Source organism: Bacillus sp. 2175, assembly GCF_057812155.1.
In genome coordinates this window covers 4,035,297-4,048,673 of record NZ_CM173819.1, presented here as the reverse complement: position 1 = coordinate 4,048,673, position 13,377 = coordinate 4,035,297, and the positions used below count along the sequence as shown (strand labels likewise).

General features: G+C 36.7%; 14 protein-coding genes. 12 read left to right on the top strand and 2 right to left on the bottom strand.

Features of this window, described 5'->3' with window-relative positions:
* Positions 1-18: 18 nt before the first annotated feature.
* The 10 genes from recO (at position 19) to ACXKY9_RS20925 (ending at position 8,925) form a co-directional block, all read left to right on the top strand.
* Positions 19-765, top strand: coding sequence for a DNA repair protein RecO (gene recO, locus ACXKY9_RS20970; RefSeq protein WP_000487013.1), 747 nt, complete (start codon positions 19-21; stop codon positions 763-765).
* A 107-nt stretch (positions 766-872) separates the two neighbouring features.
* Positions 873-1,505 (top strand): transcriptional regulator CcpN, encoded by a 633-nt coding sequence (ccpN, locus tag ACXKY9_RS20965; protein ID WP_000583756.1) that lies wholly within the window; start codon positions 873-875, stop codon positions 1,503-1,505.
* 29 nt (positions 1,506-1,534) lie between these two features.
* Positions 1,535-2,347, top strand: a complete 813-nt coding sequence (locus ACXKY9_RS20960; protein WP_000368936.1) for a pyruvate, water dikinase regulatory protein — start codon at positions 1,535-1,537, stop codon at positions 2,345-2,347.
* Positions 2,348-2,714: 367 nt separating this feature from the next.
* The gene (locus ACXKY9_RS20955; RefSeq protein ID WP_002062334.1) at positions 2,715-2,846 is read left to right on the top strand and encodes a hypothetical protein; all 132 of its coding nucleotides are present in this window, start codon (positions 2,715-2,717) and stop codon (positions 2,844-2,846) included.
* 136 nt (positions 2,847-2,982) lie between these two features.
* The gene (locus tag ACXKY9_RS20950) at positions 2,983-3,126 is read left to right on the top strand and encodes a hypothetical protein (RefSeq protein ID WP_000479733.1); all 144 of its coding nucleotides are present in this window, start codon (positions 2,983-2,985) and stop codon (positions 3,124-3,126) included.
* Between the two features lie 81 nt (positions 3,127-3,207).
* On the top strand, positions 3,208-5,004 hold the full coding sequence (gene dnaG / locus ACXKY9_RS20945) for a DNA primase (RefSeq protein WP_000528222.1): 1,797 nt from the start codon (positions 3,208-3,210) through the stop codon (positions 5,002-5,004).
* 59 nt (positions 5,005-5,063) lie between these two features.
* Complete coding sequence (rpoD, locus tag ACXKY9_RS20940) at positions 5,064-6,191, top strand: RNA polymerase sigma factor RpoD (protein ID WP_000764066.1); 1,128 nt, start codon at positions 5,064-5,066, stop codon at positions 6,189-6,191.
* Between the two features lie 386 nt (positions 6,192-6,577).
* A complete protein-coding gene (gene cccA / locus ACXKY9_RS20935; RefSeq protein ID WP_000828141.1) occupies positions 6,578-6,934 on the top strand; it encodes a cytochrome c550 in 357 nt (118 codons plus the stop codon).
* Between the two features lie 165 nt (positions 6,935-7,099).
* The gene (locus ACXKY9_RS20930; protein ID WP_001006545.1) at positions 7,100-7,807 is read left to right on the top strand and encodes a tRNA (adenine(22)-N(1))-methyltransferase; all 708 of its coding nucleotides are present in this window, start codon (positions 7,100-7,102) and stop codon (positions 7,805-7,807) included.
* Positions 7,804-8,925: a Nif3-like dinuclear metal center hexameric protein gene (locus ACXKY9_RS20925; protein WP_000036232.1), complete on the top strand. Its 1,122-nt coding sequence runs from the start codon at positions 7,804-7,806 to the stop codon at positions 8,923-8,925. The genes ACXKY9_RS20930 and ACXKY9_RS20925 overlap by 4 nt, the downstream gene beginning before the upstream one ends.
* Positions 8,926-8,965: 40 nt before the next feature.
* Here ACXKY9_RS20925 and ACXKY9_RS20920 read toward each other — a convergent pair whose 3' ends face one another.
* Together ACXKY9_RS20920 and vrrA are read right to left on the bottom strand one after the other, a co-directional pair.
* On the bottom strand, positions 8,966-9,916 hold the full coding sequence (locus ACXKY9_RS20920; protein ID WP_000706659.1) for a 4-hydroxy-3-methylbut-2-enyl diphosphate reductase: 951 nt from the start codon (positions 9,914-9,916) through the stop codon (positions 8,966-8,968).
* Between the two features lie 89 nt (positions 9,917-10,005).
* Positions 10,006-10,740, bottom strand: coding sequence for a VrrA/YqfQ family protein (vrrA, locus tag ACXKY9_RS20915; RefSeq protein WP_000484170.1), 735 nt, complete (start codon positions 10,738-10,740; stop codon positions 10,006-10,008).
* Between the two features lie 181 nt (positions 10,741-10,921).
* Between vrrA and ACXKY9_RS20910 the strand changes: the two genes are divergently transcribed.
* Together ACXKY9_RS20910 and ACXKY9_RS20905 are read left to right on the top strand one after the other, a co-directional pair.
* A complete protein-coding gene (locus tag ACXKY9_RS20910) occupies positions 10,922-12,232 on the top strand; it encodes a DEAD/DEAH box helicase (RefSeq protein WP_000194015.1) in 1,311 nt (436 codons plus the stop codon).
* Between the two features lie 232 nt (positions 12,233-12,464).
* On the top strand, positions 12,465-13,361 hold the full coding sequence (locus ACXKY9_RS20905; RefSeq protein ID WP_000912460.1) for a deoxyribonuclease IV: 897 nt from the start codon (positions 12,465-12,467) through the stop codon (positions 13,359-13,361).
* The last annotated feature ends 16 nt before the right edge of the window (positions 13,362-13,377 follow it).

Sequence of the window (13,377 nt, the reverse complement as noted above, 5' to 3'; positions counted from 1 at the left end):
CCTTGGATGGTGACGAACATGTTTCAAAAAGTTGAGGGCATCGTTATCCGTACGACAGATTACGGAGAAACGAACAAGATTGTTACAATATTCTCAAGAGAACTTGGTAAGGTAAGTGCAATGGCAAGAGGGGCAAAAAAACCGAAAAGCCGATTAGCATCTGTGTCGCAATTAATGACACATGGCCAGTTTCTTATTCAAATGGGATCTGGGCTTGGAACATTGCAACAAGGCGAGATTATTTCAACTATGAAAGAAATTCGCGAGGATATATTTTTAACTGCTTATGCATCATTTATTGTTGAATTAACTGATAAAGCAACAGAAGATAAAAAACATAATCCGTATTTATTTGAAATGTTATATCAAACGTTGCATTATATGTGTGAGGGTGTTGATCCAGAAGTATTATCATTAATTTATCAAACGAAAATGCTTCCGGTATTAGGGATGCGCCCGTACTTTGATACATGTGCGATTTGTCATCAAGAAACAGACTTTGTCGCCTTCTCCGTTAGGGAAGGCGGTTTTCTGTGCTCACGTCATGCGGAGCAAGACCCGTATCGTATACCGGTAGGAGAAGCTGTTCATAAATTATTACGTCTTTTCTTCCATTTCGATTTACATAGGCTCGGAAATGTATCGGTAAAGGATAGCACAAAAAAACAAATGCGTTTAGTATTGAATACATATTATGATGAATATTGCGGAATTTATTTGAAATCAAGACGTTTTTTAGAACAACTTGATAAGTTTCAAATATAATTTTGGGCCGTATACGGTCCTTTTTACATACTTTCTTTTTCGAATAGCATATTTAGTATATAATATTTAAGAGATAGTATAACTTTTTTCGTTGTGCATTAAAGGTGGTGATTATCATAGAGCTGAATAAACGGCAAGAACATATCATTCAGATTGTAAAAGATCACGGTCCTATTACAGGGGAATCAATTGCAGCGCAATTGGGTCTAACACGTGCGACGCTAAGACCAGACTTAGCAATTTTAACGATGGCTGGTTATTTAGAAGCACGTCCACGCGTAGGTTATTTTTATACGGGTAAAACTGGGGGGCAGCTATTATCTGAAGCTGTTAAGAAAATTAAAGTACAAGATTATCAATCTAGACCGGTTGTAATTGATAAAAATGTTTCCGTATACGATGCAATTTGTACGATGTTTTTAGAGGACGTTGGTACATTGTTCGTTGTAGATCAGATGACTCTATTAGTTGGTGTTGTGTCTCGTAAAGATTTATTAAGAGCGAGCTTAGGAAAGCAGGATTTAACCTCTCTTCCGGTTAATATTATCATGACAAGGATGCCAAACATTGCGATGTGTCGTAGAGAGGATTCTTTATATGATATTGCGATGGAATTAATAGAAAGACAGATTGATGCAATGCCAGTTGTAAAAGATACGAAACAAGGTTTAGAAGTGATTGGGCGAATTACAAAAACAAATATTACACGTGCGTTTGTAAATTTAGTAAATAACGAATAAGTGTAATTTGTTTAAAGTGAGGTAATGTAATGGATAATAAAATCGTATATGTCGTATCTGACTCTGTAGGAGAAACGGCTGATTTGGTTGTTCGAGCAGCAATGGGGCAATTCCCGTTTGCTCCTGATATTAGACGTGTACCGTATGTAGAAGATACAGGGACATTAAAAGAAGTGATTTCGATTGCTAAGAGTAATCAAGCACTTATATGTTTTACGTTAGTTAAGCCTGATATGCGCAAATATTTAGTAACAGAGGCTGCAAAAGAAGGGGTAGAGGCATACGATATTATCGGCCCTCTTATTGATCAAATTGAAGAAATTACGGGGCAAGTGCCGAGATATGAACCAGGCGTTGTCCGTAGGTTAGATGAAGAATACTTTAAAAAGATTGAAGCGATTGAGTTTGCTGTGAAGTATGATGACGGCAGAGATGCACGAGGTATTTTAAAAGCGGATATCGTGTTGATTGGTGTTTCGCGTACATCAAAAACACCACTTTCCCAATATTTAGCTCATAATAAACGCTTGAAAGTTGCGAATGTACCACTCGTGCCAGAAGTTGACCCACCTGAAGAACTATATCAAGTGGCAAAAGAAAAATGTTTCGGTTTGAAAATTACGCCAGATAAGTTAAATCATATTCGAAAAGAACGATTAAAATCACTTGGATTAAGTGATGGAGCAACATATGCAAATATTAATCGTATTCAAGAAGAAATTGATCACTTTGAGGAAGTAATTAGTAAAATAAATTGTCAAGTAATCGATGTATCGAATAAAGCAATTGAAGAAACAGCAAATATTATTGTGAATGCAGTGCAAAACCAAAAAATGTTTTAGCACATTTACCAAAGGTGAATGTGCTTTTTTCGCTCGTGTGAAATATGGTACCTATGGATTTTGTAATAGATTGTAGTGTAATGGTTATACTTATACTCCTTTGTCTTTTAGTATATTCAAGGTGTGAGTTTGTCATCCTGAAATGTAAGATGAAAAAATAAAGGGATATGTAGCGTAGTTGAAGAAAATATATTATAATAAAAAATTGTGATAAAAACCTATATTTTACGTTTAGACTTTAATTTTTCAGAATAAACTAGGGATAGGATTTACGAAAAAGACATGTAATTACGTTAAATCGACAAAATCTATACAAGAAAACGCACATTATGGAAGGATTCACAGAAGGGATGTAGAATACAGAAATATGCAAAGCATCAACAACATATTAGTTGGTGTAGATGTATATCCCGTGAAGGCTGAAATTGTGCAAGTTGGAGCGGAATTTCATGTCGGAATTTTGTTTGTCGCATCATATGCTCATCCTTTAAGGAAATAGCAAGGCAATTGGATCTTTGTAGATACTGAACAAAATGGAGTTGATCGTTATATGGATCAACATGAAAAAGTTACAAATCTCAAGATCAAACAGTATATGTGGCTTGCTACTCTTCTTATAAAAAGGTGTGTATGTATTGTTTCTAAGAGATACATTTGTAACAGATGAGCAAATGTATACAATTTTATATAGCAAGTATGTATATGCGATTTATGCAGATAAAGGACCTATAGGAAAGGTTCAAAATCGTTTATACAATGTAATCGGCAACACTTTCTAACAAGTTTAGAAAAATATTGTCGAATTATAAAGGAATTTTTTAATTTATATCGAATACAAAATACGACACGGAGATGGAGTTATGGGGAACAGAATTCCCGAAGAAGTTGTTGAACAGATTCGGACATCATCCGATATTGTAGAAGTCATTGGTGAATACGTTCAACTTAGAAAACAGGGGCGTAACTATTTCGGCCTTTGTCCATTTCATGGTGAGAATTCTCCTTCATTCTCTGTTTCATCTGATAAGCAAATTTTTCATTGCTTCGGATGTGGAGAAGGTGGAAATGTATTTTCCTTTCTAATGAAAATGGAAGGACTGGCTTTTACCGAGGCTGTTCAAAAGCTAGGCGAAAGAAATGGAATTGCGGTTGCAGAGTATACATCAGGGCAAGGACAACAAGAAGACATATCTGATGACACTGTCATCATGCAACAAGCTCATGAATTATTGAAAAAGTATTATCATCATTTATTAGTAAATACGGAAGAGGGAAATGAAGCACTTTCATATTTATTAAACCGTGGTATTACGAAAGAGATGATTGAGAAGTTTGAAATTGGTTATGCATCACCTGCTTGGGATGCAGCGACGAAAATTTTACAAAAAAGAGGTTTATCGCTGTCTAGTATGGAACAAGCTGGCCTTCTAATAAGAAGTGAGAAGGATGGTAGTCATTATGATCGCTTCCGTGGAAGAGTTATGTTCCCGATCTATACGTTACAAGGTAAGGTGATAGCGTTTAGTGGAAGGGCGTTAGGAGATGACACTCCGAAATATTTAAATAGCCCTGAAACACCGATTTTTCACAAAAGTAAATTGTTGTATAACTTCCACCAAGCAAGACCGTTTATTAGAAAGCGTGGGCAAGTGGTTCTTTTCGAAGGATATGCCGATGTACTAGCTGCGGTAAAAAGTGGTGTGGAAGAAGCTGTTGCGACAATGGGAACAGCTTTAACTGAAGAACAAGCAAAACTTCTGCGACGTAACGTTGAAACTGTTGTTCTTTGCTATGATGGTGATAAAGCAGGGCGAGAAGCGACGATGAAAGCAGGGCAATTATTGCTAAAAGTTGGTTGCCAAGTGAAAGTCACATCCTTGCCAGATAAGCTTGATCCTGATGAATATGTGCAACAATATGGGACTACTGCTTTTGAAAATCTTGTGAAATCAAGTGTGAGTTTTGTTGGTTTTAAAATAAATTATTTGCGTTTAGGGAAAAATTTGCAAGATGAGTCTGGCAAAGAAGAATATGTGAAGAGTGTTTTAAAAGAGTTATCGTTGTTACAAGATGCGATGCAGGCAGAGTCATATTTGAAGTCATTATCGCAAGAATTTTCGTATTCAATGGAAACACTTTTGAACCAATTGCACCAATATCGCAAAGAACAAAAGGTACAGCAAAAACAAATAAAGCAGGTTGCTAAAACGTCTCAAGTCGTTCAAACAAAACCGAAGTTAACAGGTTTTGAAAGAGCGGAAAGAGAAATTATTTACCATATGTTGCAAAGTGCAGAAGTAGCTGTTCGTATGGAATCCCATATAGAAGATTTTCATACAGAAGAACATAAAGGGATTTTATATGAACTATACGCATATTATGAAAAGGGAAATGAACCTTCAGTTGGAACATTTTTAAGTTGGCTCTCTGATGAAAAGTTGAAAAATATTATCACTGATATTTCGACGGATGAATTTATTAATCCAGAATACACAGAAGAAGTGTTGCAAGGCCATTTGGAGACGCTTAGACGGCATCAGGAAAAACTTGAAAAGATGGAAATTATCTTTAAAGTGAAACAAATGGAAAAAACAGATCCTGTAGAGGCTGCTAAATATTATGTAGCATATTTACAAAATCAAAAAGCGAGAAAATAGCTTTTTTGATAAAGTTTTAGTATAATGAATGTTTGTATCTCGCGTAAGGAGGGGAACAGATGGCTGACAAACCAGCTCGTTCTAAACAAATTGAAACTGAAATGACCCTTGAGCAAGTGAAAGAACAACTCACTGAGCTCGGAAAAAAACGTGGCGTTCTTACATATGAAGAGATTGCAGAACGCATGAATGGATTTGAAATTGAATCCGATCAAATGGATGAATACTATGAATATTTAGGTGAACAAGGCATTGATTTAGTTGGTGATAATGACAACGAAGAAGGCCCTAATAATCGCCAAATTACAAAAACAGAAGAAGAGTTTGACCTCAATGATTTAAGTGTACCACCTGGGGTTAAAATCAACGATCCTGTTCGTATGTATTTAAAAGAAATTGGTCGTGTAGACTTACTATCTGCAGAAGAAGAAATTCGACTTGCAACGCGTATTGAAGAAGGCGATGAAGAAGCGAAACGTCGTCTTGCAGAAGCAAACTTACGTCTTGTAGTAAGTATTGCAAAGCGCTATGTAGGCCGTGGTATGCTTTTCTTAGACTTAATTCAAGAAGGTAATATGGGTCTAATTAAAGCTGTTGAAAAGTTCGATTATCGTAAAGGTTTCAAATTTAGTACGTATGCAACTTGGTGGATTCGCCAAGCTATTACACGTGCCATTGCAGACCAAGCGCGAACAATTCGTATTCCAGTTCATATGGTTGAAACAATTAATAAGTTAATTCGTGTACAACGTCAATTATTACAAGATTTAGGTCGCGAACCATCTCCTGAAGAGATTGGTGAGGAAATGGATCTTGCTCCAGAAAAAGTACGTGAAATCTTAAAAATTGCACAGGAGCCAGTTTCTCTTGAAACACCAATTGGTGAAGAAGATGACTCCCATTTAGGTGACTTTATTGAAGACCAAGAAGCAACATCGCCTGCGGACCATGCAGCCTATGAATTGCTAAAAGAACAATTAGAAGATGTGTTAGATACACTAACAGATCGTGAAGAAAATGTTCTACGTCTTCGTTTCGGTTTAGATGATGGACGAACTCGTACGCTTGAAGAAGTTGGGAAAGTATTCGGCGTAACGAGAGAGCGTATTCGTCAAATTGAAGCAAAAGCACTTCGCAAATTAAGACATCCAAGCCGTAGTAAGCGTCTTAAGGATTTCTTAGAATAGGTTATTTTTTAAGTTTACTTCACTTTTGTGAAGTAAACTTTTTTATTTTGTTAATTTTTGTTAAAATTTAGCTATGGGCAACGATTACAATTTCTTGTAATTTATTTTACAGAATTGTCTTTTGATTTGCAAATGCTCATTTTTCGATTTTTCGATTAATTTTGTTTATTATATACAAAAATATATGTAGAAAAGCGAAAAATATGATGAGAAACGTTAATAATTATCGAAATAATAAGCGATATGACAATAAAAAACAATAAACTGAATTTATGGAATATTTTTAACAAGTGGTAGTTTGCTCTTTTCTGATAGAGCGTTTTCAAGTACAATATAAATGACTGAATCATCTAACTATTTAGGGGTATAGAGGGGGGAGAAGAGATATGAAACGTAATCCGCTGATTCCGTTCGCTCTTATTGCAGCATTGGGTATTATCGTTATGTTTGTATTTTCATTTCAGGGGCTAAATAAATCTAAAGAGTTAGCTGATGCAAAAAATGGCGGGAAGCCAGCACAAACGGCATCAAAACCAGAAGATATTGTGAAGCAAAGCTGTACGAGCTGCCATGGTGATCAGTTACAAGGGGCAGTTGGACCTAACTTACAAAAAATTGGTGGGAAACTTTCAAAGGATGAAATTAAAGAAATTCTTTCGAAAGGAAAAGGCAATATGCCTGCCAATATAGTTCCAGCTGATCAAGCCGCTAAAGTAGCTGATTGGTTATCGAAGAAAAAATAAAGTTCCGTATGACAAGCCTTTTGCTTATGCAAAGGGCTTGTTTTTCTATATTTTCTAAAATACGATGAATGATAGAGCGGTGAATTGTTGTTATGGGCTTGCAACAACTACTGTAAATTCATTATCATGGAGACAGACTGACAAGAGAAGGAGTAATGGAAATACATGAATGAAGTAAAGCTTTCAAAACGATTAGAAGAAGTTGTACGTGAAATACCAGTAGGATCTACAGTTGCTGATATTGGATCGGATCATGCGTATTTACCGTGTTATACAATTATAAATAATATTGCTACAAAAGCAGTTGCAGGAGAGGTTGTAGATGGACCATTTCGCTCTGCGCAAGCAACTGTAGCTGAAAGTGGTTTACAAGATAAAGTAGATGTGCGTAAAGGGAATGGATTAGCTGTTATCGCACCAGGAGAAGTAGATGTAATTACGGTTGCCGGAATGGGCGGAGCGTTAATTCGTGACATTTTAGAAAGTGGTAAAGAAAAATTAGAAGGTGTAACACGTTTAATTTTACAGCCGAATATTGCAGCGCATCATATTCGTGAATGGTTTATTGAGAATGGTTGGGAGCTTATCCATGAAAAAATCGTAAAAGAAGATGGGAAAATTTACGAAATTTTAGTAGGGGAGCGCGGAAATGTTGTAGCGCCTTACTCTGAAAATAAACAAGCTGAATTGTTTATGGGACCATTTTTAATAACAGAAAAAAGTGAAGCCTTCGTTGAAAAATGGGAAGGAGAATTAAAAAACTTCCAAAATATTTTAAAACAGTTAGAACGTGCGGCTGATTCTGAAGAAACAAAAGCGAAGCGTGGGGAAGTAGAAGCGAAAATGAAAATGATAGGGGAGGTTTTATCATGAGTAAAATTCCAAACGGCCATGAAATTATTTCTTTATTTGAAAGTATGTATCCGAAGCATTTGGCAATGGAAGGAGATAAGATTGGTCTGCAGATTGGAGCGCTTAATAAACCCGTGCAGCACGTATTGATTGCGCTAGATGTAACGGAAGAAGTTGTGGATGAAGCAATTCAATTAGGGGCAAATGTCATTATTGCTCATCATCCTTTAATTTTTAACCCGTTAAAAGCGATTCATACAGATAAGGTGTATGGGAAAATTATTGAAAAGTGTATTAAAAATGATATTGCAATCTATGCAGCGCATACAAATGTGGATGTTGCTAAGGGCGGGGTAAACGATTTACTTGCTGAGGCGTTAGGATTGCAAAATACAGAAGTTTTGGCACCGACATATGCAGAAGAAATGAAAAAAGTTGTTGTGTTTGTGCCAGTCACTCATGCAGAAGAAGTAAGGAAAGCATTAGGAGACGCAGGTGCTGGTCATATCGGCAATTATAGCCACTGTACGTTTAGTAGCGAGGGTACAGGCACATTTGTACCTCAAGAGGGGACAAATCCTTATATCGGGGAAACTGGACAGTTAGAACGTGTAGAAGAAGTGCGAATCGAAACGATTATTCCAGCTTCCTTACAGCGGAAAGTGATTAAAGCAATGGTAACGGCGCACCCTTATGAAGAAGTAGCGTACGATGTGTATCCGCTTGATAATAAAGGTGAAACGTTAGGCCTAGGAAAAATAGGATACTTACAAGAAGAAATGACGCTTGGCCAATTTGCAGAACATGTGAAACAATCATTAGACGTGAAGGGCGCAAGAGTTGTCGGTAAGTTAGATGATAAAGTGCGTAAAGTAGCTGTACTTGGTGGAGATGGTGATAAATATATAAACCAAGCGAAATTTAAAGGAGCAGATGTATATGTAACTGGTGACATGTACTATCATGTTGCTCATGATGCGATGATGCTCGGTTTAAATATAGTTGACCCAGGACATAATGTTGAAAAAGTAATGAAACAAGGTGTACAAAAGCAATTACAAGAAAAAGTGGATGCAAAGAAACTCAATGTACACATTCATGCTTCGCAGTTACATACAGATCCATTTATATTTGTATAAGAAAAATAAAAACCGTTGCTCATGTAAGCAACGGTTTTTATTATTGTTCTTTTTTCACTTTCACGCGAGGTAATATTTTTTGTAACGGTACTTTTCGAACTCTTTCCCATGTAGCGGGATTCATTGGGTCATATTGCTCTAAGAAAGCGATAACTTCTTTCGTAATTGGCGTTGGAGTAGAAGCACCTGCTGTAACAGCTACGTTTTCTACACCTTGTAGCCACTCTAATTGAATTTCGCTTACATCAGCAACTCGATATGCTTTTGTACCCGCGATTTCTTGTGATACTTGTGCTAAGCGATTTGAATTGTTACTTTTCGGATCACCAACAACAATTGTTAAGTCTGCAACATCAGCTTGTTTAGCGACAGCTTCTTGGCGAACTTGAGTAGCTAAACAAATTTCTTTATGGAATTCTGCTGTTGGGAATTTTTTTTGAATGTCCTCCATTAAATGTTGAACATCCCATTGACTCATCGTTGTTTGATTTGTTACTAAAATTTTATCTGTTGGGATTTCTAATGTTTTTAAATCATCGGCTCTTTCGATAAGGTGAACGATGTCAGGTGCAATACCAACTGCGCCTTCTGGCTCTGGATGATTTTTTTTACCGATATAAATGACATGATACCCTTCCGCTTTCTTAGCTTCGATAAGGTCATGCGTCTTGGTAACATCTGGGCAAGTGGCATCGATTGTTGTTAAACCTTTTTCTTTTGCGCGTTGTTTAACTTCTGGAGAAACACCGTGTGCTGTGAAAATAACAGTACCAGAATCAATTTTATCTAAAATTTCTAAGCGACTTGGACCGTCTAATGTGATGATTCCATCTTCTTCAAAAGCGTCTGTAACATGTTTATTGTGAACAATCATACCTAAAATATAAATGGGTCTCGGCAATGATTTATCTAATGCAGCGTTACGTGCAATTACCATTGCATCGACAACACCGTAGCAATAACCACGAGGGGAAATTTTAACAATTTTCATATGAGTAATCCTCTCCTTCTAAACAAGGGATACTTTTGTGCATAGTCTTTTACATTATAAAGGAGGAGTGGATAGAAAACAAAGGATTGTTACACATATAGTTTTGGTTTTGTTGCTGTTTGTTGAACTGGTTCTTTCGGTAACTCTTTTTCTATTACAGGTTCAATCACTATTTTCTTTCGTTTTCGTTTCTTTTTTTGAGGTGCAGGAGGCGGACTTTCTACCTCAACTGGCTCTGTTACATTTTCCGTTTGATTTTCTTCCGTACTTTTTCCAGAGGTGAGGATTTTAACAATGCTTGGTAGACTACGCATAATAGGACCATACTGTTCGACGACAGGACCTACAGATTGAACGACTTGGGATACTTTTTCGATGTTGTTTATCATATTAGTAGGATTCGAAATTAAGTTCGAAAAGAAACTGCCGATGCCACTGCTTGCTGTTGCGGCAGCTGTAGTTGCGCCGCCGCGCGTTTCATTTGATTCATACATTTGAGGCGGTATCATTTGCTCAGGATGTTGCTGCATGTATGGTTGATATTGTGGATGTTGCTGCTGATATTGTTGGTGGTATTGCTGCTGATATTGCTGTTGATATTGTGGCGGTGGTGGTTGCTGATGCATCATCGGTTGCCCTTCCATTTGTCGGTAAGGTGGAACCATTTGCATAAAAGGCTCGGTTGGATCGTGTTTTTTAAAAAGCTTAGCAAGAAAACCTTTCTTTTTTTGTGCCATTGGTGGTAGTTGTGGAATTGGATATGGTGTATAAGGTTGTTGCCCTGGATTCGGATACATTTGCCTTGTAGGGGATTTCGGAAACATGTGAGAAATCCTCCTTTCTTCAGTTAGGTATATACACATACAATATGCAATAAAAGGGAAGAAGGTTAGTTTTTGAAGTGAAAACCTAAACTAAAGATGGATTTTACTTGTAGATTTCGATATAATGTAGACTTGACTGATTTGTGCGCGCAGTAGAAATTTTAGAAAGAAGGTGTAACTTATGACACAACAAACTTTTACACAGTATGATTTTAAACCATTTTTAATAGATGCAGTTCGTGAACTACGCTTTACAGAGCCGACAGGAATTCAGCAGAAAATTTTCCCGGTCGTGAAAAAAGGTGTAAGTGTAATTGGACAATCCCAAACAGGTTCTGGGAAAACACATGCATACTTACTTCCTACATTAAACAGAATTAATGCAAGTCGTGAAGAAGTACAACTTGTTATTACAGCGCCTACTCGTGAGTTAGCACAACAAATTTACGAAGAAATCGTGAAATTAACAAAGTTTTGTGCGGAAGACCAAATGATTACAGCACGTTGTTTAATTGGTGGAACTGATAAACAACGCTCAATTGAAAAGTTGAAAAAACAACCTCATATCGTAGTTGGAACACCAGGACGTATTAAAGATTTAGTAGAAGAGCAAGCATTATTTGTTCATAAAGCAAATACGATTATTGTCGATGAAGCAGACTTAATGCTTGATATGGGATTCATTCATGATGTAGATAAAATTGCAGCACGCATGCCTAAAAACTTGCAAATGTTAGTTTTCTCTGCAACAATTCCTCAAAAACTAAAACCGTTTCTGAAGAAGTATATGGAGAATCCAGAGCATATTCATATCAATCCAAAACAAGTTGCAGCTGGAAACATTGAACACTATTTAGTGCCTTCTAAACATCGTAATAAAATTGATTTAGTGCATAAAATGCTACTTCAATTTAAACCGTATTTAGCAGTTGTTTTCACGAATACGAAAAAGATGGCAGACCAAGTTGCTGATGGATTAATGGAACGTGGCTTAAAAGTTGGACGAATTCACGGGGATTTATCACCACGTGATCGTAAAAAAATGATGAAACAAATTCGTGACCTTGAATTCCAATATATTGTTGCGACTGATTTAGCAGCACGTGGTATTGATATTGAAGGGATTAGCCATGTTATTAACTATGAGCTACCATCAGATTTAGATTTCTTCGTTCACCGCGTTGGAAGAACAGCACGTGCGGGGCATTCTGGTATTGCAGTGACGATATATGATCCAGCAAACGAAGAAGCGTTAGATAGTTTAGAAAAACAACGTCATATTGAGTTCAAGCATGTAGATTTACGCGGAGATGAGTGGGCCGATTTAGGTGAGCGTCGTCGTCGTAAGAGCCGTAAAAAACCAAATGACGAACTTGATGTTATGGCAACGAAAGTTATTAAAAAACCGAAAAAAGTAAAACCAAACTATAAACGTAAACTTGCAACAGAACGTGACAAAGTGAAGAAAAAATATGGCAATAAAAAAAGATAAGGGGTTTCCCTTATCTTTTTTTTATCCCGCTATTTGTGGGAGATGTAATCAATATGGATAGAAAAGTATTGATTAAAGTTTCACTTAATCCAGCTAATTTAAATGAAAAGTATAGTCTGTATAAATAGTCATATAAATTTGTGTAGTGCATCTTTTGTGAACAAACAATTCACTACATATTTCTACAAATTATGCTATCATTATATCTATTGTATATTGAAGAGGTGATTGTATGTTAAAGATTGGATCTCATGTTTCCATGAGTGGTAAGAAAATGTTATTAGCAGCAAGTGAAGAGGCTGTTTCATACGGTGCAACAACGTTTATGATTTATACAGGTGCACCGCAAAATACACGAAGAAAACCAATTGAAGAATTGAACATAGAAGCAGGAAGAAAACATATGGAGCTGAACGGAATTGAGGAAATTATCGTCCATGCGCCGTATATTATTAATGTTGGGAATACGACGAAGCCAGAAACATTCCAATTAGGCGTAGACTTTCTTCGCATGGAAATTGAAAGAACATCGGCATTAGGTGTAGCGAAACAAATTGTTCTTCACCCAGGAGCGCACGTTGGTGCTGGAGCAGATGCTGGTATTCAACAAATTATTAAAGGGCTTAATGAAGTATTAACGCCAGAACAGACGGTTAACATTGCGTTAGAGACGATGGCAGGAAAAGGAACAGAATGCGGTCGTAGCTTTGAAGAAATTGCAAAAATTATTGATGGTGTAAAATATAATGAAAAGCTATCTGTATGCTTTGATACGTGTCATACGCACGATGCAGGATATGATATTGTAAATGACTTTGACGGCGTATTAAACGAATTTGATAAGATCGTTGGTATAGATCGTTTACAAGTACTTCATATTAATGATAGTAAAAATGTACGCGGAGCAGGAAAAGACCGTCATGAAAACATTGGATTTGGTCACATTGGGTATAAAGCATTGCATCACATTGTACATCATCCACAGTTAATGCATGTACCAAAAATTCTTGAAACACCGTATGTAGGGGAAGATAAAAAAGATAAGAAGCCACCATACAAATTGGAAATCGAAATGCTGAAAAACGGCACTTTTGATGAAGGGCTTCTTGAAAAAATTAAAGCGCAATAAGGAGGGGGAAATCCCC

What these genes read in the sequence shown, in the direction of transcription:
- rpoD (WP_000764066.1), top strand. Translation starts at nt 5,064, where the DNA reads ATGGCTGACAAACCAGCTCGTTCTAAACAAATTGAAACTGAAATGACC.
- ACXKY9_RS20930 (WP_001006545.1), top strand. Translation starts at nt 7,100, where the DNA reads ATGAATGAAGTAAAGCTTTCAAAACGATTAGAAGAAGTTGTACGTGAA.
- vrrA (WP_000484170.1), bottom strand. Translation starts at nt 10,740, where the DNA reads ATGTTTCCGAAATCCCCTACAAGGCAAATGTATCCGAATCCAGGGCAA.
- ACXKY9_RS20955 (WP_002062334.1), top strand. Translation starts at nt 2,715, where the DNA reads ATGCAAAGCATCAACAACATATTAGTTGGTGTAGATGTATATCCCGTG.
- ACXKY9_RS20910 (WP_000194015.1), top strand. Translation starts at nt 10,922, where the DNA reads ATGACACAACAAACTTTTACACAGTATGATTTTAAACCATTTTTAATA.
- recO (WP_000487013.1), top strand. Translation starts at nt 19, where the DNA reads ATGTTTCAAAAAGTTGAGGGCATCGTTATCCGTACGACAGATTACGGA.
- ACXKY9_RS20960 (WP_000368936.1), top strand. Translation starts at nt 1,535, where the DNA reads ATGGATAATAAAATCGTATATGTCGTATCTGACTCTGTAGGAGAAACG.
- dnaG (WP_000528222.1), top strand. Translation starts at nt 3,208, where the DNA reads ATGGGGAACAGAATTCCCGAAGAAGTTGTTGAACAGATTCGGACATCA.
- ACXKY9_RS20925 (WP_000036232.1), top strand. Translation starts at nt 7,804, where the DNA reads ATGAGTAAAATTCCAAACGGCCATGAAATTATTTCTTTATTTGAAAGT.
- ACXKY9_RS20905 (WP_000912460.1), top strand. Translation starts at nt 12,465, where the DNA reads ATGTTAAAGATTGGATCTCATGTTTCCATGAGTGGTAAGAAAATGTTA.
- ACXKY9_RS20920 (WP_000706659.1), bottom strand. Translation starts at nt 9,916, where the DNA reads ATGAAAATTGTTAAAATTTCCCCTCGTGGTTATTGCTACGGTGTTGTC.
- cccA (WP_000828141.1), top strand. Translation starts at nt 6,578, where the DNA reads ATGAAACGTAATCCGCTGATTCCGTTCGCTCTTATTGCAGCATTGGGT.